General features: G+C 39.5%; 13 protein-coding genes. 2 read left to right on the forward strand and 11 right to left on the reverse strand.

Features of this window, described 5'->3' with window-relative positions; genetic code table 11:
* Positions 1-198 precede the first annotated feature (198 nt).
* Positions 199-2058, forward strand: a complete 1860-nt coding sequence (gene sppA / locus ACFI4Z_RS00335) for a signal peptide peptidase SppA (RefSeq protein WP_462668858.1) — start codon at positions 199-201, stop codon at positions 2056-2058.
* Positions 2059-2130: 72 nt separating this feature from the next.
* A complete protein-coding gene (ansA, locus tag ACFI4Z_RS00340) occupies positions 2131-3141 on the forward strand; it encodes an asparaginase (protein ID WP_462668859.1) in 1011 nt (336 codons plus the stop codon).
* A gap of 72 nt (positions 3142-3213) precedes the next feature.
* Here the strand turns inward: ansA and ACFI4Z_RS00345 are convergent, their stop codons facing one another.
* The 11 genes from ACFI4Z_RS00345 to ACFI4Z_RS00395 form a co-directional block, all read right to left on the reverse strand.
* Positions 3214-4959 (reverse strand): DUF3466 family protein, encoded by a 1746-nt coding sequence (locus ACFI4Z_RS00345; RefSeq protein WP_462668860.1) that lies wholly within the window; start codon positions 4957-4959, stop codon positions 3214-3216.
* An 11-nt stretch (positions 4960-4970) separates the two neighbouring features.
* The gene (uup, locus tag ACFI4Z_RS00350; RefSeq protein WP_462668861.1) at positions 4971-6887 is read right to left on the reverse strand and encodes an ATP-binding cassette ATPase Uup; all 1917 of its coding nucleotides are present in this window, start codon (positions 6885-6887) and stop codon (positions 4971-4973) included.
* A gap of 9 nt (positions 6888-6896) precedes the next feature.
* Positions 6897-7142: a glutaredoxin family protein gene (locus ACFI4Z_RS00355; RefSeq protein WP_462668862.1), complete on the reverse strand. Its 246-nt coding sequence runs from the start codon at positions 7140-7142 to the stop codon at positions 6897-6899.
* A complete protein-coding gene (gene rlmKL / locus ACFI4Z_RS00360) occupies positions 7135-9252 on the reverse strand; it encodes a bifunctional 23S rRNA (guanine(2069)-N(7))-methyltransferase RlmK/23S rRNA (guanine(2445)-N(2))-methyltransferase RlmL (RefSeq protein WP_462668863.1) in 2118 nt (705 codons plus the stop codon). Before rlmKL ends, ACFI4Z_RS00355 begins: the two co-directional genes overlap by 8 nt.
* 89 nt (positions 9253-9341) lie before the next feature.
* Positions 9342-9872, reverse strand: a complete 531-nt coding sequence (locus tag ACFI4Z_RS00365) for a cell division protein ZapC domain-containing protein (RefSeq protein ID WP_462668864.1) — start codon at positions 9870-9872, stop codon at positions 9342-9344.
* Positions 9873-9987: 115 nt separating this feature from the next.
* Positions 9988-10998 carry a quinone-dependent dihydroorotate dehydrogenase gene (gene pyrD / locus ACFI4Z_RS00370; RefSeq protein ID WP_462668865.1) on the reverse strand — a complete coding sequence of 337 codons (1011 nt, stop codon included), beginning with the start codon at positions 10996-10998 and terminating at the stop codon, positions 9988-9990.
* Positions 10999-11101: 103 nt separating this feature from the next.
* Complete coding sequence (locus ACFI4Z_RS00375) at positions 11102-15943, reverse strand: NAD-glutamate dehydrogenase (protein ID WP_462668866.1); 4842 nt, start codon at positions 15941-15943, stop codon at positions 11102-11104.
* Positions 15944-16155: 212 nt separating this feature from the next.
* Entirely contained in the window at positions 16156-18477 is a 2322-nt protein-coding gene (locus ACFI4Z_RS00380; RefSeq protein ID WP_462668867.1) for an efflux RND transporter permease subunit, read from the reverse strand.
* On the reverse strand, positions 18477-19478 hold the full coding sequence (locus ACFI4Z_RS00385; protein ID WP_462668868.1) for a WD40/YVTN/BNR-like repeat-containing protein: 1002 nt from the start codon (positions 19476-19478) through the stop codon (positions 18477-18479). The genes ACFI4Z_RS00380 and ACFI4Z_RS00385 overlap by 1 nt, the downstream gene beginning before the upstream one ends.
* Before the next feature lie 131 nt (positions 19479-19609).
* Positions 19610-20974 (reverse strand): DUF1329 domain-containing protein, encoded by a 1365-nt coding sequence (locus ACFI4Z_RS00390; RefSeq protein WP_099293997.1) that lies wholly within the window; start codon positions 20972-20974, stop codon positions 19610-19612.
* A 10-nt stretch (positions 20975-20984) separates the two neighbouring features.
* A complete protein-coding gene (locus ACFI4Z_RS00395) occupies positions 20985-23087 on the reverse strand; it encodes a DUF1302 domain-containing protein (RefSeq protein WP_462668869.1) in 2103 nt (700 codons plus the stop codon).
* Positions 23088-23116: the final 29 nt, after the last annotated feature.

The raw sequence follows: 23116 nt of genomic DNA on the forward strand, positions 1-23116 counted from the left end.
TCTAACCTCTAACTTTAGCTAATTCTGCTGGATTGGCAAGCATTAAGCAATAAGTGAATAACAAAAACATAAAATAAGCCAGTTAAGGTGAGGATTTATTTAAATATAAACACTTAGTTACGATTTAACAGTTAAGTTTATTTTCGTTCTGGGCTACTATAAGCTGAGTAATAAGGTGTACCAAATTAAGGATTTATTTTGATAGCAAAGATATTTAAAGGTCTTTGGGCAGGGTTAAACTTCTCTCGCCGCTTAGTTCTAAACTTTTTATTCGTACTGCTAGTTATTTTATTTTTTGTTTCTATAACCAGTGACGAAGATGAAATAACAGTGGCTGACAAATCTGTGCTTAGGCTTAATCTTAACGGACCCATTGTTGAGGAAAAAACCTACGTAGATCCTGTTGAAGCGGCCATTAATGATGCAACGATGGGCAATGAAGTCCCAGCTGAAATATTGCTCGACGATATTATCACTGTTATCGATGAGGCTGCCAATGATGATCGTATCAGCATAATCTTACTCGATCTTCAAAAAATGCCTAATGCGCATCTAAACAAGCTCAAACAAATAACACAGGCTATTGAGCGTTTTAAAGCTACCGGCAAAAAAGTGATCTCTACAGGCTACTATTATACTCAAGCGCAATACTACCTTGCCGCCCATGCTGACGAAGTAACAATGCACCCATACGGCGGTGTTTCTATTGAAGGTTATGGAATGTTTCCATTGTACTTTAAAGACGCCTTAGAAAAACTTGCTGTTACGCAACATATTTTTAGAGTAGGGACATTCAAGTCAGCAGTTGAACCTTTTATTCGTAATGACATGTCTGATGCAGCGAAAGAAGCAAACAGAGTATGGTTAGGTGCACTATGGCAAGAATATAAACGAGATGTAGCCGCTGTTCGCCCATTTGATGAATCAAACTTTGATGAAACAATGGATGAGTTGTTAGTTAAAATGCAAGCCGTCAATGGTGATTCAGGTAAATACTCGTTAGAAAATCAATGGGTCGATTCACTCAAATCTAACCAACAAATAAGACAGCAGTTGATTGATTTAGTTGGCGCTGAAGAAACTGGGAAAACATTCAATCAAGTTTCTTTTTACGATTATCTGACTCTTGTTAAGCCCCCTGTTCAATTTGATAATCCAATCACTGAAAAAGTGGCTGTGGTTGTGGCAAGAGGCACGATTGTTGATGGCGAACGACGTGCTGGAGAGATTGGTGGTGATTCAACCGCAGCATTATTACGTAAAGCGCGTTTAGATGACAAAGTAAAAGCGGTTGTATTACGCATTGATTCAGGTGGCGGCAGTATGTTCGCATCAGAAGTAATTCGTGCCGAAGTACTTGCAATTAAAGCCGCTGGTAAACCGGTTATTGCGTCAATGAGTTCAGTTGCAGCATCTGGTGGTTATTGGATTGCCTCTGCTGCAAATGAGATTTGGGCAGCACCGAGTACAATTACTGGTTCTATTGGTGTATTTGGTAGCTTTATGACTTTCGAAAACACCATGGCTAAACTGGGTATATACTCTGATGGCATTGCAACCACTGAAATGGCAGGCTTATCAATTACGCGTCCACTTAATGAAAAGATGGCGCAGGTAATCCAACTGAGTGTTGAAGATGCATACAGACGCTTTTTGGATGTTGTTGCTGATGCCCGTGATATGACACCAGAGCAAGTAGACAAAATCGCACAAGGGCGTGTATGGATAGCCTCACAAGCACTTGAACTTGGTTTAGTAGATAAACTAGGCAACAAACAAGATGCAATTGATGCGGCAGCTGCGTTAGCTAAATTAGATTTTTACGAGGTTAAAACAATTAAACAAAGCCTTTCTCCTCAAGAACAAATGTTGCAAGACATCTTTGGCAGCGCGATGGTTAAATCGTTTATCGGAAATACTACAGGCAGTGTTTTTGCTGATAAGGTTGGCGTTAACTCACTTATCAATCAATTTAGCACTGAGGTAAATAACCTTAAAGATTACAATGATCCTCAGAATATATATTCTCGTTGTATTGTGTGTGATGTGATCAAGTAATTTAGCTAACTACACCTGTATTCTTTAACCTCACAGGTTATACTAAGCCCAGTTTTTTTACTGGGCTTTTTTATGAAACGTAAACGCATATACATCGCATACACTGGTGGTACCATCGGCATGAAAAAATCAAGTCGCGGCTATATCCCGGCGGAAGGTTTTTTAACACAAACAGTGGTCAGCAACGCAGAATTTAACCGTGATGAAATGCCGCTATTTGATATTCACGAATATTCTCCATTAATTGATTCATCAGATATGTCACCTACTCATTGGCAACTAATCGCAGATGATATTAAAAGTAAATACCACGATTACGATGGGTTTGTTGTCCTTCATGGCACGGATACCATGGCTTATACAGCATCTGCACTCTCTTTTATGTTTGAAAACCTTACCAAACCAGTAATAGTGACAGGATCACAAATCCCTTTATCTCAACTACGCTCTGATGGCCAAGTTAACTTATTAAATGCAATGTATCTCGCTGCTAACTACCCAATTGCAGAAGTAAGTTTATTCTTTAATAACCAGTTGTTCAGGGGTAATAGAGCGACAAAAGCTCATGCAGATGGTTTTGATGCATTTGCATCACCAAACCTAGATCCTCTAGCTCTCTCAGGAATCAATATTCAATTATTGAAAGGACAGCTTAGCCCTTATGTTGAAAACGAGCTACAAGTTACCAATATCACACCCCAACCTATCGGTGTTCTTTATCTATACCCCGGGATTAGCCACGACGTTGTCAAAAGCTTAGTTAACGACAACATTAAAGCATTGGTTTTGTTAAGCTTTGGGGTGGGCAATGCACCTCAAGATCCTGTTTTTTTAGAGATTTTATCAACCGCGAGTAAACGTGGTATCGTAATTATTAACCTTACGCAGTGCTTAAAAGGACATGTGAACATGGGTGGGTATGCAACAGGCAATGCACTATTAAACAGTGGTGTCATTAGTGGTTATGATATGACACTTGAAGCCTGCCTAACCAAGTTACATTATTTATTAAGTCAGAGCCTTGAAGTGGAAACTATCCGCCACCTTATGCAAGACAACCTGCGTGGTGAGCTAAGTCGGTAAACAGGTATACAGTTCAATTGAAATAATAAAGGCACGCATGTATGCGTGCCTTTGATTTATTTGACGTATTAATTATCGTAATAAGCGGCGTAAACCAACAAGTGGTAATAATAATAAGCTGTACCATGGAAAGCTTGCAGATTGACGCTCATACGTTTCAGTCTCTTCGTCTGAACATTTGTCAATCTCACCCTCAACTGGGGTTAGCTTTACTGCAACCACAACACTTTCATATTCAATATTGCCATTAATATCTGTAACGACTCCACCTAGGCTATCTGTTTTTTCAACCGTTTTAGTTGCAACACCAAATATTTCATTATCGTTATTAATGGCTTTGGCTTCAGACATAAGGTATTTGTAACGCGTTTCACCATCACTCTCATAACATGGGAGTAAATCATTGATATTCGTTATCTTATCATCACCAATTTGGTACATAAACGCTTCACGGCGGCGAGAACCAACATTAAATACGTCTGTTTCACCTTCACCAACAATAATACCATTATCATTTATATCATTTGCGAATGAACTTGAGCTTCCAAAAAAATCAGTTGGAAAAACAGTAGAACCAGTAGCTATATCGTGATAGAAAAACTTGTAGCGATTAGCCCCTTCAATTGGTCTAAGTGCATAACCCGTGACTACGTTATTATTATTGATAGCCGTTGACTTACCATCAAACCAATCATCATCTTGATCCACTATTTCTTCAACTTTACCGTCTTTATAGTACACCGGAAGTGATCGAATTGTGCTAGAGCGGCTATTATCACGGATATCTGATGTGCCTGCAGCAATGCCGTTACTATTAATAGCTAATGCATTACTTACGAAAGCGAAGTTTTCATCATCTTCTGGTGTAACACCAACACCTAATTTCTCAGTATTTGTAATGTTAAAGCTTGTGTCTAACGTCCATTTTACAGCGCGAAGATCGAAAAGGCGCGTAGATGAAGAACGATATAAATTTTCTATACAAACGCTGACAGGTAAATTTAAACCATCACAGTCATCGTCAATATCTTCTTGCCTATCACTAGGAATACCAACTGAAGTTTGTCCAACAACAATGTACCCGTCATCGGTTTTAACAATGTCATTAGCTGCACTGATACCACCAAACTCATCAAATTCAGGGAGTATTTCAAAGACTACACCTGAGTCAGATATAATAGCCGCGCGATTTATAAAATCGCGAACAAAGTGAGTTTCCTCTTCAGTTTCACCATCCGGTGTAAATTGCAGCTTTTCATAGGGTGCACTTCCCCAACCTACAGAGGTGCCGTCTTCAGTAATGCCATTATAAAATGCATTTACAGAACGAGTGACTCCATCATAATCAACAGATGCAACATCAAAAAATGTTTGCTCCTGAGCTGGTTGTTGATTACCTGGGTACCTAAGAGCTGCTAAATTACCGACATTTTGATATTGGCTATTATTATTTGCTCTGTCGCTTCTCAAAAGCGAATGCATAAATGCATGCGCATCTGGGTTTGTCGCAGCTGCGTTATTGTTCTCAATGTCATCTAGTGTAAATGTAATTTCTTTATCGATAAGCTCAAAATTAGTTTCAGCCAGCTTATAGGCATCTGTGACTATACTATCTTTGAAATCTATGTAACTGATATCAATTGGAAGATTGTATAAACCATTTGCAAGTCCAATTACATGACCACTTTCACTAACGTCAGTCACATAAGTATGTTTAGCTTCGTCAAATGAACCCAGCTCGGTCAATTTATAGGTAGCACTTAATGCTGTTGTACTCATCGTTGCTAATATACTAGCAGCGAGTAATTTATATTTCATTTTAGTCCTTACTACTGATTCTTTAAATCTTCTAATTCTTCCCAGCGCTCTAACGCAGCTTCAAGGTCTGACTCTAGTTGCGCTAAATGGTTCAATGCTTGTGAAGTGATTGCAGCATCTTGTTTGAAAAAATCAGCGTCGTTTACAAGTACTTGCTGATCTTCAATTGCTTTTTCAATTTGCTCAAGCTTACTGGGTAATTGCTCTAATTCAAGTTTTAATTTGTAAGAGAGTTTATTCGCTTTGCTCTCTGTTTTACTTTGTGATTTTGCAACTTGTTTTTCAACTGCTTTTACAGGGGCCGCAGTTTGTTTTTTTTGTTCATCAGCAAGGTAGCGTATATAAGCTTCATAATCACTGTAACCCCCTACTATATCGGTGATCTTGCCATTACCTTCAAATGCCCAAACACTCGTACACGTATTATCAATAAACTCACGGTCATGGCTTACAATTAACACTGTTCCCTGGTATTGATTAATTATATCTTCCAATAACTCAAGCGTTTCGATATCCAAGTCATTAGTCGGCTCATCCAGTACTAAAATGTTTGATGGTTTTAAGAATAACTTAGCAAGCAACAACCGATTTTTTTCACCACCTGACAATGCTTTAACGGGTGTACGAGCACGTGCAGGTGGGAATAAAAAGTCTTGCAGGTAGCCAAGCACATGACGTGAACGGCCACCCATCATCACTTCTTGCTTACCTTCAGCAACGTTATCTTGCACGGTTGCTTCTTCATCAAGCTTTTGACGGTACTGGTCAAAATAGGCAAACTCTAAGTTTACGCCTTGTTTAATATCACCACTGTCCGCTTTTAAATCACCAAACAATAATTTGAGCAATGTAGTTTTACCAATACCATTTGGACCTACTAGTCCAATTCTATCGCCACGCATTACTAATGTTGAAAAATCATCAGCAATCACTTTAGTTTTAAAGGCATGGTGAATATGTTTTGCTTCAAATACAAGCTTGCCTGATCTATCAGCAGTTTCGATGTTAAAGTCAGTCTTGCCTACCTGCTCTACTCGTTGTTTACGTTCTACGCGAAGTTGTTTAAGTTCTCTTACACGCCCTTCATTACGTGTGCGTCGTGCTTTTACCCCTTGGCGTATCCACGCTTCTTCTTCAGCTAACCGCTTATCAAAAAGTGCATTTTGTGTTTCTTCGACTTTTAAATCATGGGCTTTTTGCTCAAGATAAGTCGCATAGTCACCTGGGTAAGAAATTAATTTACCACGGTCTAAATCTAGGATGCGAGTCGCAACAGCGCGAATAAATGCACGGTCATGAGAAATGAAAACGATGCCGCCTTTAAACTCTTTTAAAAATTGTTCTAGCCACATTACACTGTCCATATCTAAGTGGTTAGTGGGCTCATCAAGTAAAAGAAGATCGGGCTCACTAACCAGCGCACGGGCTAATGCAACTTTGCGTAACCAACCGCCTGAAAGCGATTCAAGTTTTGCCTCAGGTGAAAGCTCTAAACGAGTGAGGACAAGCTGGATCCGGCTATCAAAACGCCAACCATCCGCCGCTTCTAACTGATTTGATAAACGCTCAAGTTGATTAAGTAATTTATCAGTGCAATCAGTTTGAAGTTGCGTGCTCACATGGTGGTAATCAATCAGTAAGTTTGCGATATCTGGCATACCTTGGGCAACATAGTCGAAAATAGTGCCACTAGCGCCTTTTGGCGGATCTTGCTCTAAACGAGAAATCTTGATGCCACCAAGCTGGTTAATTTCGCCATCATCTAAAATGACCTGACCATCAAGTACCTTTAAAAGTGTTGATTTACCCGCGCCATTTCGACCAACAATACACACTCGCTCTCCAGTTTCGATGACTGCATCTGCGTCGTCTAATAGAGGGTGTGTACCATAAGCTAACTGCGCTTTTGAAATTCTAATTAAATCCATGTTGTCTCTTTACTCTAATTCTGATTGCGTAAAACACTGCTGCACTTGTAACGCAGTAAACGGCCAATTTAACTGTTGACCGCGTTCGCTTTTTAAAACGGGGATTGTTAGTTGGAATTCAGCAATAAGCTGTTCACTACTCATGATGTCAACACGTTGCAATGAGACTGAATCGGTTGTCAGTGGCTCAATAAGTTCAAACGCTTCTTCGCACAAGTGACAGCCATCGGTATGATAGAGGGTCCAATTAACCATGGGTTATTAACCAACTATTATGGATTTGTTTGTTACGTTTGAAATCTGGTGATAATGTCTTTTCAGATATATTAACTGCTTTTAAGCCAAGGCCAATTAAACCAACTTCATCCATTGTAAAACCACGTTTGTTGTTAGAAAAGATTAGCGTACCAGACGGACTTAAGATCTTTTTAACCCACGTTAATAATTTAATATGGTCACGTTGCACATCAAACGCGTCTTTCATCCGTTTTGAGTTTGAAAAAGTCGGTGGATCTAAAAATATCAAATCATATTGGCTTGTTGCATATTCTAACCATTTCAAACAATCTGCTTGCTCAAAACGGTAGCGCGTATTACTAATATTGTTCAGTTCAAAATTATCCTGACCCCACTTTAAGTAGGTTTTAGATAAATCAACGGTCGTAATTGCTTTAGCGCCACCAAGGGCTGCATGCACGGATGCTGTGCCAGTATAGGCAAATAAATTTAAAAAGCGTTTATCTTTGGCATTTTGTTGAATATAGCGACGTGCTAGGCGGTGATCTAAAAATAAGCCTGTATCTAGATAATCAAATAAATTTACTTTAAATTTAGCGCCAAACTCTTCAATCACTTGTGTCCGGTTTTGCTTAGCCATTGGGGTGTATTGCTCTTCCCCTTTTTGCTTTTTACGTACTTTTACGGCGATATTTTCAGGTGCAATATTAAGCTGCTGAGCAGTTAAAGTAATTACATCTTGTAGGCGTTTATGCGCTGTAGCATCATCTATTTCTTTTGGCGCTGCATACTCAAAGATAACTGCTGAATCACCGTATACGTCAACAGCCACGTTATATTCTGGGATATCGGCATCGTAAACGCGGTACGCTTGCACATCATTTTGCTTGAGCCAGTTTTTTAAACCTTGTTTGTTCTTTTTAACACGGTTTGCAAAAGACATTGAACCTTCAAAATTTAAAGCTGGCTTATCTTCTGTTGTTTGACTGACTTGCTTATCATCTAACTGGTATAAATTTAATACCACATCAAGCGGCCCATTTTTAAATTTATAGCGCTTAAGCTTCACGAGCTTTAACAACTTAAATAGGCTTTCATCCATGCCTAACAGCGCAAGCTTCCAATTATTAAAGTGCTTTTTAAACCCTGTGCCTAAACTACGATGTAAATCAACCAACTCTGCCATTGAACCTATTCGTTCACCGTAAGGTAGGTTCGAAATCACGACACCTGGCAGTTTCGCAACGGATGTCAGCTTTGTGGCATCACTTTGCTTAAATTTAATTATGTCACCGAGTTCTGCACGCTTTGCGTTATCAACAGCTTTACTTAACACTTGTCCGTCGTAATCATGACCGATTAGCCATAATTTAGGATCTGTAATTTGAGCAATAAGCTCTTCTCTTAATGCGTTAAATTTCGCAACACGAAAACTGGGTAATCTTTCAAAGGCAAACCCTTCACGAAATAAACCAGGCGCTTCATTACGTGCCATACCTGCAGCTTCGATTAAAATGGTGCCTGCACCACAACATGGGTCAAATAAAGGTTGTTGTACGTTATCAAGCCAACCACTGCGCTTAATAAGTGCTGCGGCTAAGTGCTCTTTAATTGGTGCTTTACCTTGCCCTTCACGGTAACCACGTTCAGACAAACGCGGGCCAGAATAGTCGATGTACATTGCCACACCTTGGCGAGATAAACGCGCAACTACACGTACATTAGCATCTTGCTTATCAACATTAGGGCGCTGTTCATATAAATCATTAAAATAATCAACAATCGCATCTTTGATAACAAGACCAGAGAATTGCGTGTTTTTTAACGAATCATTAGTACCGTTAAAATCCACAGCAAAGGTTTGAGTTGGACCGAACCACTCTTGCCAAGGTTGAAAGCGGGCAAATTTATAAAGGCTATCTTTGTCGTTCACGCCTTCTTTTTCTTCAATCAACATCATGACACGAGTCGCAAAACGACTCATTAAGCACACTTTTTGTGCTAGTGTTGTATCCGCGTCAAAACGCACAGAACCCACTGTTTGTTTGGTAACTGTTGCCCCAATTTCAGTAAGTTCATCAACCAATAAATTTTCGATTCCGATAGAAGTAAGCGCGATAAATTGCAAAGTAAAAACCCTTAGTAGCTAATTGCGCGGGATTATAACATAGGTTGGCAGACAAACACGTGATTATGGGATGAAGGAATGAAATTTACTTAAGCAGTTATGCTGCTTTGGGCTTGTGTATAAATTGGATATACACGATTGTTCAGCACCTTGATCACCTCAAATTGATTCAAACTAAGGTTTTCATCTAATTGAAAGTGCTCCGATAAACTAATACACAAAGATGCATCTTCGTTGTGATCAATAATTAAGAATTCACCACACTGTTGGCGGGACTGTAACTTAATTATTGCCTCGACGCTTGGCTCAGTACCTGCGTATATATCAAAAAACCAACTTTTGGCTAGTACTGGTTTTAAATGGTATTTTGCCGCAGTTGCATTTAACGCTATTTGACAAATTTCTGCGGCATGCCATAGATTAAAAGAGTCAAGATATTGATAAACTTGTTGATAAAAAGCAGCGTCTTCAAGGCTAAATTCTGAATGCTGTAATACAGAATCTGTTAGTTGACGGAGTTTATAAGGCGTGCACAACTGCATCTCTTGGTTTAGGTCAACCAACAAACGATTTCGTTTCGGACAAGCTATCCATTTCCATTGTTTTGATGCTTGTAACATGCGCTCCTAATGACTCCTTTTATGCTGTGGTTTTTAATTATAGTTGCTTTTGACCATTAAATACAAATTCTATTAGAACATTTATCGAACGATCAAAAGCTTACATAACTGATCCTTATAAGCCTGAAAGGATCGTTTTTACCAATTGTGGCCCTTTATATATAAAACCAGTATAAACTTGAACTAAATCTGCACCATTATTCAACTTTTCTTTGGCGCTAGCTGCATCATCAATACCACCTACACCAATAATAGGTAATTTACCTTGAGTGAGGCGTTTGAGCTCTTTAACAACATGAGTTGAACGTTCTCGTACAGGGAGTCCTGATAACCCGCCCGCTTCATCAGCGTATTGCTGGCCTTGTACTGCACCTCGCTCTAACGTAGTGTTCGTTGCGATAACACCATCAATATTATTGTTAATTAAAGACTCACTCACCTGACCAATTTGAACCTCATCCAAATCTGGTGCAATTTTAACCAGCATTGGGACTTGTTTGCTATGTTTAGCAATTAGATCTAGCTGCTCGTTTTTAAGACTTTGCAAAAGATCATCTAATGCTTCGCCGTATTGTAAATCTCGAAGCCCGGGTGTATTAGGAGATGAAATATTAACTGTTATGTAAGATGCATGTTCAAACACCTTGCGCATACAATGAATGTAATCGTCTTTACCTTGCTCGTTTGGGGTATCTTTATTCTTACCGATATTAATCCCCAAAATACCATCGTACTTTGCTGCTTTTACATTATTAACTAAATTATCTACGCCTTTGTTGTTAAAGCCCATGCGATTAATTATTGCATTCGATTCAGGTAAACGAAATATACGCGGCTTGTCGTTACCTGCTTGCGGCCTAGGTGTTACAGTTCCCACCTCGATAAAGCCAAAGCCCATTTGAGCAAAGGCGTCTATACACTCAGCATTTTTATCTAGACCAGCTGCTAAACCAACTGGGTTTTTAAAGTTTAAACCTAAGAACTCTACAGGGTGATCTGCTACTGATTGTGACCATGCTGCACTAAATGGTGTATTTGTAAATCGACGCAAATTATGTAATGCAAATTCATGGGCCCATTCCGCATCACGGGTGAACATAAAACGGCGAGCAAGATCATAAAACATTAAAAAATCCTCTATATAAAAAAATACCCCAGACTAGGCTGGGGTATTGTAAGCTATTAACTTATTATTTTCACGTTAGAAACTACTAAGCGTGCAAAAAGGGTTATTTAGCTGACGTATCACAGTTATGGCTAAGTAGCATTAACTCACGTAAAGCCACAGAGAACTTAGCAAAGTCATGACTTTGAGATGTTTTAAACTCTGCAAGCATTTGCTTCCAACGTTGAAGTAGTAATTCTTGGCTATCCATCCATTGATCAATTTGACTATCAACATTTTTATCATCACCTTCAAAGCAGTTCAGCACAACTTCCGATAATGTACGTTGTTGCCAATCAAGCTCTTCGCGATAAGAAGCTCTTGCAAGAGCTTGCCAATGATTAGCAACAGGTTGATTGGTAATTTGGTCAAGGAACCAATGAAGACCCATGCGAGCACCAAGCTTAAAGTATGTGTTAGATACCATGTCGATACTACGGCCAGAATTATTAGCCACTTCAGCTAAGTCCATTACTGAGAATAGACTTGAAAGAGCAACAATTCGTTTAGCCAAATCGGCTGGCGCACCGTTTTCAATTAGTTTGTCTGCCGCTTGAACTAAGCGCTCGCCTTCTTTCTCGACCATGTAGCTATTTAAATTAGCACTTAGGTCGCTGAATGTAGGCGCGAAGAACGCAATTGTTTGTTCAATGTTCTGTGACTTATTACGATGACGTAAGAACCATCGCGTTGCACGACGAACAGTACGACGAAGTTGGTATAACATTTCTGTTTGTACTGCCGCAGGGATCTTATTATCAAGCGCAACAATTGATTCCCACGTCTCATCCATTTCAAACACTTCGTTTGCAACTGAGTAGCAAAGTGCAACTTCTGCTTCATTTGCACCTGTTTCTTCTTGCATACGAATCATAAAGTTCAAGCCCATATCATTAACAATATTATTTGCTAATTTAGTGGCAATAATTTCTTTACGCAGTGGATGATTATCCATTGCATCGTTAAACTTCTCACGTAATGGAACCGGGAATGAGTTAACTAACAATTGACGGTAATAAGGGTTCTCGGTAATTTCTTCAGATACTAATGATTCCTTAAGAACCATTTTTGAATAAGACACTAAAACTGAAAGCTCAGGACGCGTCAAATCTTTACCCGCAGCTGCACGCTCTGCTAGCTCTTCGTCTGTTGGGATAAATTCGATAGCACGATTAAGCTTGCCTTCTTTTTCGAGCGCATGAATAAAACGTACTTTTTCTTTCAGTGTTGAAGAACCTTTAGACTGAGTGATAGAAAGTGTATGTGTTTGGCGATAACAGTCATCTAAAACTAATTCAGATACTTCATCAGTCATTGAATATAATAGCTCATCTCGTTGTTTGCGCGTCAAATCACCCGCAGTTACTAAGCCATTTAATAGAATCTTGATATTTACTTCGTTATCAGAACACGCAACACCACCTACGTTATCGATAAAGTCTGTATTTACACGACCGCCTTTAGCAGCAAACTCGATACGACCTAATTGAGTTGCACCTAAATTACCACCTTCACCTAATACTTTAGCGCCTAAATCGGCACCATTAATGCGTAATGCATCATTTGCGCGGTCGCCAACATCAGCATCACTTTCATCGCTACTCTTAATGTATGTGCCGATACCACCATTCCAAAGTAAATCAAATTCCATCATTAGTGATGCTTTGATTAATTCATTAGGCGTCATGCTCGCTTTTTTAGTACCAAGCATTTTCTTCATTTCAGGACTTAAGCTAATTGATTTAGCTGCGCGAGAGAAAATGCCACCACCGGCAGAAATTAAGTCTTTATTATAGTCTTCCCAAGATGAGCGAGGTAAATTAAATAAACGCTCACGCTCTGGGTATGAAGTCGCAGAGTCTGGTGTAGGGTCAACAAAAATGTGCATGTGGTTAAAGGCTACTTGTAAACGAATATGCTTTGATAAAAGCATACCATTACCAAATACATCACCTGCCATATCACCTACAGCAACCACTGTGAAATCGGTTGATTGACAATCTATATCCATTTCACGGAAGTGACGTTTAACTGACTCCCATGCACCTTTTGCGGTTATACCCATTTTCTTGTGGTCATAACCGACTGAACCACCTGATGCAAACGCATCCCCTAGCCAGAAGTTATACTCATTGGCAATGCCATTGGCAATATCTGAGAAGGTTGCAGTTCCTTTATCGGCAGCGACAACAAGGTAGGCATCATCTTCGTCATGACGAGTAACATCTTTAGGAGGAACAATCTCACCCTGAATAATGTTATCTGTAATATCTAATAAACCGCGAATGAAAATTTTGTAACACTCTTGGCCTTCTTTAAAGAACGCATCGCGCTCACTTGGTAGTTGTTTACAAACAAAACCACCTTTAGAACCAACCGGCACAATAACAGTATTTTTAACTTGTTGTGCTTTAACTAAACCCAGTACCTCAGTACGGAAGTCTTCACGACGGTCAGACCAACGTAAACCACCACGCGCTACTTTACCACCACGTAAATGGACACCTTCTACGCGTGGCGAGTAAACAAATATTTCAAATGCCGGTAATGGTAAAGGCATATCTGGAATTAAGCTTGGCTGTACTTTAAATGATACGTAAGACTTAAACGTGCCAGTATCATCTTTTTGGAAGTAGTTAGTACGAAGCGTTGCAATTATCATGTCAACGTATAGTCGAATGATACGGTCATCATCCAAATTAGCAACGTTTTCAAGTTCAAGATAAATTTGTGAGATTAGTTTATCCAGTGTCTTGCTACTTGCAGGGCTTTTAACTGAGAATTTTTTCGCAAATAAATTGACGATCTGTGTGGCAATATGCGGATAGTTTGCGAATGTACTTTCAATATAAGTTTGCGAGAAAGTAACACCTATTTGACGCATATATTTAGCATAAGCACGTAAAATCGATGCTTCACGGCCTGTTAACCCACCCATCAGAACTAGACGGTTAAAACCATCGTTCTCAAGTCGGTTGCCCCAAACATTGGTTAATGCGGCACGAAAACGCGCAGATACTTTATCAAAGTCAGCGACACCTTGATTATCAAGCAACATTGAAAAGTCCATGATCCAATTGATGCGACCATCATTAGTCTTAACAGAGTAAGGAGTTTCACCTATAACGCGTAAGCCAAAGTTTTCAAGCATTGGCATAACATCTGATAAGTGGATTGGCTCGTCTTTATGGAATAAGCTTAGGCGTACAATATTTGTATTAGCTTCTTCTTGTGGACGGTAAAACAACATTTCAAGCTTGTTTTCGTCATTGAGCATCTCAAGCTTTTCAATATCAACAACCGCTGCACTAGGCAACACTTCATCTTTGTATGAACGGGCAAATGAGTTGCTGTATTTACGGTTAAGATCATTACCTCGTGACTCACCTGCCGACTCAAGGAGTGCAGATTGGAGTTTATCTTCCCATGTGCGGGCCGCTTCGATTAAATTATTTTCTATGTCTTTCACTTTAAATTCGATATCGTTGTTGGTTACACGCACAGTGTAATGAGTACGGGCTAAGGTAGACTCCGAGAAGAAAGTAGTAAATTCAACTTTTTCATCAGAATTAAATGCATTAGCTAAGATAGTTTGTGTTTCACGGCGAAGTGCGGTGTTATATCGCTCACGCGGCACATAAACCATGCATGAGAAAAAGCGACCATAGGCATCTTTACGAACAAACAAGCGACACATGTCGCGCTCTTGCACTTGTAAAACACCCATAGCAACTTCAAGCAACTCGTTCTCACGTGCTTGTACTAATTCATCACGTGGGTATGTTTCTAAAATATTCAATACCGCTTTGTACGCGTGTGTGCCTTTAGCAAAATCACACATTTCCATAATGCGGTTTATTTTACTCTTTAATACAGGAACATCAGCAGCACTATTGTTATAAAAGCTAGATGAGAATAAACCAATAAAGCGATCTTCACCGATCACATTGCCTTCATCATCAAAGCGTTTTACACCAACATAATCTATATAAGCTGGACGGTGTACACGTGACAGTGAATTAGTTTTAGTTAAAATGAGTAAATTACTGCTACGTGCTTCCTGACGAGCAACTTCTGGTAACTCAGACAATAAACGAGTGTGGTCATCGGTTACGTTTTTCATCAAGCCTAAGCTTGTGTCCATTTTACCTTTTAATTGGTAATCACCTTGAACGGGTTGCAAATCATATTGGCGATAACCCATTAATGTAAAGTTATCTTTTACAAGCCAATCTAAAAATTCAACTGTTTCCGCCACTTCTAGTTCATTGGTTGCGTGCTTTCTGGTAGGTAATTCTTTGCTTACCGCAATAAGCTTTTCACGAATTGGCTGCCAATCTTCAACGGCAGTAGACACATCGACTAAAACCGATTCTAGTTCTTGTTTAAACGAATTAATTACGCCAGAGTCTGTTTGACGGTCAATCTCAATAAAGAAAACAGTTTTAGTAGAAGTTGATTCTTGTTCTGCTTTAAGGTTTGAGATTGCAGATATTTGACCTTCATTATTGCGTTTAACTTTTAATGGAGAATGCAGAAGTAAGTGAGATGCAATATTTGCACGGCTCATAGCCATACGAACAGAATCAACTAAAAACGGCATGTCTTTAGCAATGATTTCAACGATTGTATGCGATGACTGCCAACCATCTTTAGCTACTTCAGGGTTGAAAACACGGATGACCGCATTATCAGAGGTATTTTTTTCTAGCGAATTCCATAGGCTTAGTGCAGCGCCATATAAGTCACTATCATTGCGATTTGCCAAATCCTCTTTAGACATATTGCTGTACAAGGCTTTGGCGAATTTCTCAACGAGTAACACATTATCAGCGTGAACTTTTTTCTGGATCAGCTTGCAGACATTATCTAAGATAACCGAGGCTTGCCCTTCATTTCGTGTCATTGTATGTTCCTTAATCTATTACTATCCTTACTGGATAGAATATGTGTACAGCAATTTAATTGTGTGGAGTCAGGTAAATTCTAACCCTTTTGCAGCTAATAAACAGCCCTTTCGATGAAAACATTTTAAGCATTTCAGCTATTTGGTCATCTATTCACAAATTATAGATATAAATGGCCGATAACGGCCATTTAGGAGCAAAAGTATTCACATTATTTTTTCTGGTCGGTCCAGAGCAGACTGCCTATCGCTGGTAATAACAGCACAGCACCGAGCATATTCACCAAGAACATAAAGGTCAGAAGAATACCCATATCTACTTGGAACTTAAGATCAGAGAAAATCCATGTACTTACACCAATCGCTAAGGTAATACCAGTGAACAATACTGCACTTCCTCTTTCTATCAATGCATTACGATAAGCTATTGGTAGAGAAATACCCTGCTTAAGTTGTCCCATCATTGATGACAAAATATAAATCCCATAATCAACACCGATACCCACACCTAATGCTATTACCGGTAATGTTGAGACAGTTAACCCTATTTGCAGTTGTACCATCAGGGCCTGTGCAAGTGTTGATACGATATAAAGCGGTAACACAACGGCAACAGTCGCTTTTACACTCTTGAAACTGATCAGGCATAAAATAATTACAGCCCCATATACATATATCATCATAGGTAATTGCGCAGCTGCGACTGATTCATTGGTTGCAGCCATAACACCCACAGGACCAGATGCTAACTTGAACTGTAGTTTATCGGTTTGCTCTTGCACAGCAAAATCCTTCACACTACTAATAACATTATCGATAGTTTCAGCTTTATGATCATCTAAGAATATAATCACAGGCATTACCGAGCAGTCACCATTGAGCAAGCCAGTGCTAGTTTCAACTCGTGCACTTGCTTGTACTAAACTTGCCGTATTACGCGGCAATGTTTGCCACTTCAAATTGCCCTCGTTGTACCCGGCATTAACGGATTGTGCGACTGAACTTAAGCTAACCGCAGATTGCACGCCTGCTAAATTTTCAACCTTATATTGAAAACGACTAATACGCTCCATCACGTCATGATCTGTACATGCAGCAGGATAAGCTTCAACCAACACCTTTAGAATATCTGAAGAAATTGTGTATTTGTCCGATATTAAAAAAGTATCTTGGTTATAGCGAGCATCTTGGTGTAATGAAGGTGCACCTGCGTGTAAATCGCCAATGCGCATCTTATCTGCTTGCCAGTAACCTAATGCAAAAAGTACCAACGTTAATGCGATGATGATTTTTGCAATTTTAGGATCAGTTGCCTTAACCAGTAACTCACGTAGTTTATCTAACGTATTGGGTTTGTCAGTACTGCCTGATTGAATGTGTACTGTGTTTTCAAAACGCATGTATGACGCCCACACAGGAAGTAGTATTAAATTTGTAAAAATGATAACCGCGACACCTAAACTAGCAGTAATAGCAAGCTCTCGGATGATACCAATATCAATCGTCAACAAGGTTAAGAAACCGACGGTATCTGAAAGTAATGCAATACCACCTGGGACAAGTAACGCTCTAAAGCTTGACTGACAGCAAACACGCGTTGCTTTACCCTGTGCCACTTTTTTACCAATTGCATTAATCATTTGCACACCATGGCTTACACCAATAGCAAAGACTAAAAACGGCACCAAAATTGACATTGGATCAAGGCCAAAACCTAGACTTGACAATAAACCTAACTGCCAAACAACCGCAATGATCGAGCAAGCAATAGGTAATACCGTCAGTTTGAGACTGCCACAAAATAACCACACCATAATGAAAGTAAAGGCAATAGCAATTGCAAAAAACAGTACAACCCCTTTAGCACCTTCAGCAATATCACCAGCCATTTTAGCAAAGCCAATAATATGAATACTGACATTCTCAGTACTTAGTGGTTCACGAATTTGAGACTCTAGTTTTTGAGCGAAAGCCAAAGTATCTAGCTTCTCTTGTGTCTGTGGATCTGTTTCTAATAACTGCGCACTTACCATAGCGCACGAATAATCAGACGCGATCATTCGACCAACGACTTTTGCTTTCTCAATATTTTGCTTAACAATAGCTAAGCCTTGTTGATCTGCTTTAAAGTTAGCGGGAATAATCGGGCCACCCGCAAAACCATCTTCAACAACTTCAACAAAACGCGCACTTGGCGAGAATATAGAGTTCACAAGAGGACGATTTACCCCTGGTATAAAATAAAGCTGATCGTGGACTGCTTTCAACTGCGTGAAAAAGTCAGGGTTAAATATATTGCCACTATCATCACAAACAGAAATTAAAATGCTATTTGCACCACCGAATTGCTTCTCATGTTTCAAATACACTTTCATGTAGTCATGATTCAATGGTATGTTTTTATTAAAAGAAGCATCTAGTTGAATATGAGTTGCTTTAAAGGCAAGTATGCATGTCAACAGTACAAAACTAATGAGCATTATTAATCGATGACGAAACACCGCTTTTTCTAAGAAATCTAATATCCCTTGCATTACGGAGTAATCCCCTTCACTTTAATCCCATCTTCAGATGCCATAATAAGTTGATCTTTAAAGATAACTGCATCTAGTATTGATTTACCATTTGGTAATTGTTCAACTTGTAGCTTGTTATTTTTATAGTGAAAAATAACACCACTATTGGCAAGTAGTAACCAACCTTGTTGACCCATGTCTAAAATACTGTTCACTGTAGCTGTTTTATTATTTTTTAAATGCACCCACGGCTCTGTCGATGTTCGGGTAAAAATATTACCTCTCAAGCCTGCTACTAATGCCTGCTCTTTATCATTTTTTTCATAGGCGAAAAATGAACCTGGGTAGATCTCGTCGTCGCGATGCCAAGTTTTTCCATTATCTAAACTACGCGCCATCAAGCCCATTTCGCCAACAATAATAAGTTCATCATCAGAAGCTACTATTCTATTGAAATGCGGCAAAATAGAGCTTGTTTCAATCTCATAACCTTCTGGATCAGTTTCTTTAAGCTCAGCAAGATAATCTCTATCATCTTCATACAATAGTGACGCTAAAAATCGTTTGTTCCACTGTTTACCGCCATCTGATGTTTCATAAAACATGCCATAGGCGCCAACTGCATAACCATTTAAATTGTCAGTAAACATAATATCTAAACACGGTTTATCTAATTGCTGATTTACTTGTTGTAATTGCCAGTTAGCCCCTCCATCCAGTGACTGAATAATGGTGGCATCATGGCCACAAGCCCAGCCAACCTGAGCGTCAATAAAATCAACAGCAGTGAGTAATACTTGGGTAGGTACAAAAGCTTGGTCCCATTTAATTGCATCTGCGCTGGTAACAATTGTGCCATGCTTACCAACTGCGACGATTTTTTCGCCATTGAATTCAATATCAGTTAAAAGCGTTTCTTGTGCTTTTTCCGCACTAATAGCAGGACGTGGCGTTGCTGCCGAAACAATAAATGTAAGAAAGGCCAAGGTGGTTAACCCCGCATAAAGCAAATACTTCATATATTAAAATCGCCTTGAGGAGAGTAAGTTTGTCATCAATCGTGCAAATGGAAAAACCAGTGTGTGTCAGAAAGACAAACGTGAATTGATAATAAAAGGCACCTAAAAAACATTAGGTGCCTGTCTTTTATTTAACGACCAGCGCGGCGTAATGCGTTAGACGTAAACTCGTTGTCGTTGAATGATTTTGAGAAATCATACATTTTTTCTTGGTTGTCTAAACCAATTGCAAGGTAACGACGTGAGTTAAGATCGTGATAAACATCTAGCGTACTCCAGTTTGTAAGCGCATCATAGTAATTTAAACCATGTGCCATACCAACTCGATACATTTGATCACGATTATCATAAATATCGGTTACGTGTATTTGCCAGCTGTCTTCATCAATATAAAAAACACGCTTTTTATAAATATGTCGAGTGTCTTCTTTTAAGTTTGCTTCAACAACCCAAACACGGTGTTTTTCATAACGAACGTGTTCAGGATTAATATGACCAGCCATCAGAATATCATCGTACTCTAGCTTATCACTGTGCAGCTTATAACTGTTGTACGGAATATAAAGTTCTTGCTTACCTTTTAGCGTCCAAGTGTAACGGTTTGGTGAACCATTAAACATATCAAAGTCATCAGTTGTACGAAGGCTATCAGCAGCTGTCCCCGGTGCATCATAAGCAACATTAGGTGCGCGACGAACACGGCGTTGTCCTGAATTGTATGTCCATGCCTGACGAGGAGTTAATATTTGGTCCATAGTTTCATGTACAAGTAATGCAGTACCTGCCAAGCGTGCTGGTTGCGTTACTTTTTGTTTAAACTTGAACAAAATATTAGATTCTTGCAATTCTGCTGGGGTCGCTTCTGGATCAGAATACTTAACAAGCAATTGCTCATCGAAGCCAACCATGTTGTAGGAACCTGAAGCAGTCGGTGCAGCTTGACCACCAAAACGTTCAATCGATAATCCGCGATAACGAAGTAAGTGATTCCAAATAGCTTCTAAACCATCTTTTGGAATTGGAAACGGAATACCAATTGCCGTATTCTTAATACCATTACCGCCTTCAATTAACTCGGCTGTAGGTGCATATTCTTTGGTAGCATCATACACAAATTGTGGGTTTGAAGCGCTACGGTGCGTTTTATATATATTCATTTTGAAGGTATCAGGATACGCTTCGAATAATGCAACTTGGCCTGGGCTAAGATGTTCTTTGTACTTAGCTAGATTTGATTTATCGATTGTAAATAATACTTTATCGTCTGCAAACGGATCAATGTGGTGCATACCCGGCGAATAACCTGCTGGGGCCTTTGTTATTCCGCCAGTCCATGCTGGAATAGAACCATCAGCATTACCTGCCTTTTCTGCGCCAACTGGCGTCAAATCATTGCCTAAACGAGCAACTTCTTCACTTGTCATTTTAGCAAAAGAAGCGTTTGTAGCGAACAAGCCACACACTGCTAGTGCGATGAGGGTAGGTTTTTTTATCATGATGATACCCTTATATTGAATATTTAATATTGAAAGAAACATAATCACGGTCAGAGAAAGTATTTGTTTGACCGCCACCCCAGAACGTATTGTAACTAAAGTCAAATGACCACGCATTTTGATAGTTAAAGTTCATAGTCATACCCAATGATTTACGATCTTCAATAAATAAAAACATAGGATCAGGGGTAATACCATTTACGTCATGAGAAAATACAAAACGTGGTGAAAAATTCACACCTTTGAAAAAGTTATAATAATCGCCTTTTGCGATTAAACGATAACCCCAAGCAGAGGCTGTTGGGAACGGGTTGGTTTCAGGCCCATTTGAAAGCCCGAGGTGCAAAGTAGAATAATCAACAGAACCTGGGCCAGTAATTACACCGCTTCGTCCAGTACCTGATACATTCAGACGTAGCTCATCGTATTCTGGCATGTCATTAATTCTAACACCGCCTACTTCACCCACCACAGCCCAACTGTCAGCACCCAGTGACGGGCCAAACAAATGTGTTGCGGTAAATTGAATTTGTGCTGTATTACGCTCAATATAACCTTGGGCTGTTTCACCAGGGCCTACAACGCTTGTTGCATCGCCTTGACTCATTTGTGAGATGCCAGCAAGGTCTGGACGAATTCCCGCAACAGCCAATTGCTCAGGCATACCCGCATACAGTAACTCTACATCATCAATCTGTAGTGGCTCATCTTCACGGAACGTAAACTCACCAGCAAATGCAGTTTCACCCAAAGAGGTGTTAAAGCTAAGACCATATAACTTAATATCTTCAGGATATACTAATTGACCTTGAGTAAACGCGTTTAGATCAGTCACATTGTCTTCTGTAATTGTTACATCAGGAGACAAAATCATTGCTAAATCAGCGCCAATTGCTTCACCTGTAAAGTTTGAAACTTTACCCGAAATAAGTGGACGACGACTGTGATAGTTGATGTGGTATAGTGCCACTTCTGTGTCGTTAAGCTCTGGCAGGAACATACCTAGACGCAAGCCATATTGACCACCATTTTCAGGATCAGTTTTACCAGCGTTACCTTTACCCTTTAGAGCAACTTTTGTAGGGTAAGCCAAATACATGTTTGCAAGTAGCGCTTGACCTTCAGCACTTTGCGGATTAATACCCTGCGCAGTGGCTGCAGCAACCCAATTTTGTTGCAATGAATTAAGACTGTTTGTCAAAAACTCAAGATCAATATCAGGATTAGAAGTAAAACCTAATTGGATATTCTGTTGGTAACCATTTTCTGATGCGAAATCATTGGTAGAAAAATAACTGCCGGCTACAGGTAAACGAGTCTCGTGCCACTGATACTGATAAAAAGCTTCGAGGTTTATATTTTCAGTAATTCCTAAAGAAGCCCAAAGCATGCCTACAGGAATAAATGCTTCTTTGAGCTCAGAGCCTGGTGCTTTTAAACGGTCAATATCAACAGGGTTTACATTGATACCATGAGATATCAGTGTACTTTCCCCCCAGTTAACCACTTGTTGGCCTAAACGAATTGAAAGTGGGTTATTGCCATCATTCAAGTCAAAATTAGCCCAAACGTATGCATCTAGTAAACGTACATCTGAACAAACTTGCTCTTTAGTATTGTCATCATCACATGGGTCAACACCAGAACCAGAAGTCGGATTGATGTAAGCACGATCACCGTCCATCAATTCAAAATCATAAAAATACATGAAGCGGGTAAAGAAACCGTAATTATCTTTACTTATTGATAGATCATGTGTTCCTTTTAATAATTTAGAGAACGACTCACCGCTATCAAAATTAAGGTTTCCAGCATCGCCGTTATTCGAATAAGCGCCGTCTTGCGCCCAAACATCTGCTGATGAGTAAATTGGATTAAGTGCAGAGTTATAACCTGTCCAATTAAATGCAGGATTATTACTTTTACCTATATGAGAAAAGTCACGGTCTTCGACACGTATACTTTGCCCATATGAAAAATTTGAATCAAACGTTACGTCAAAGCCACCAACGTCAAAATTAGCAGCATTAACTGAACTGGCAGATAAACCAAGCGTTGCAGCAGCTAGGCCTAAAACTATTTTGTTTTTAACAAAAAGCGATCTTCTTATCATTGTGTGTTCCCCTTGTCGCGGGCATTTTG

It is taken from the genome of Pseudoalteromonas sp. RWi3 (assembly GCF_054960735.1).

What these genes read in the sequence shown, in the direction of transcription:
- ACFI4Z_RS00380 (WP_462668867.1), bottom strand. Translation starts at nt 18,477, where the DNA reads ATGCAAGGGATATTAGATTTCTTAGAAAAAGCGGTGTTTCGTCATCGA.
- pyrD (WP_462668865.1), bottom strand. Translation starts at nt 10,998, where the DNA reads ATGTTTTATGATCTTGCTCGCCGTTTTATGTTCACCCGTGATGCGGAA.
- ACFI4Z_RS00375 (WP_462668866.1), bottom strand. Translation starts at nt 15,943, where the DNA reads ATGACACGAAATGAAGGGCAAGCCTCGGTTATCTTAGATAATGTCTGC.
- ACFI4Z_RS00365 (WP_462668864.1), bottom strand. Translation starts at nt 9,872, where the DNA reads ATGTTACAAGCATCAAAACAATGGAAATGGATAGCTTGTCCGAAACGA.
- ACFI4Z_RS00395 (WP_462668869.1), bottom strand. Translation starts at nt 23,087, where the DNA reads ATGATAAGAAGATCGCTTTTTGTTAAAAACAAAATAGTTTTAGGCCTA.
- ACFI4Z_RS00385 (WP_462668868.1), bottom strand. Translation starts at nt 19,478, where the DNA reads ATGAAGTATTTGCTTTATGCGGGGTTAACCACCTTGGCCTTTCTTACA.
- ACFI4Z_RS00390 (WP_099293997.1), bottom strand. Translation starts at nt 20,974, where the DNA reads ATGATAAAAAAACCTACCCTCATCGCACTAGCAGTGTGTGGCTTGTTC.
- uup (WP_462668861.1), bottom strand. Translation starts at nt 6,887, where the DNA reads ATGGATTTAATTAGAATTTCAAAAGCGCAGTTAGCTTATGGTACACAC.
- ansA (WP_462668859.1), top strand. Translation starts at nt 2,131, where the DNA reads ATGAAACGTAAACGCATATACATCGCATACACTGGTGGTACCATCGGC.
- ACFI4Z_RS00355 (WP_462668862.1), bottom strand. Translation starts at nt 7,142, where the DNA reads ATGGTTAATTGGACCCTCTATCATACCGATGGCTGTCACTTGTGCGAA.
- ACFI4Z_RS00345 (WP_462668860.1), bottom strand. Translation starts at nt 4,959, where the DNA reads ATGAAATATAAATTACTCGCTGCTAGTATATTAGCAACGATGAGTACA.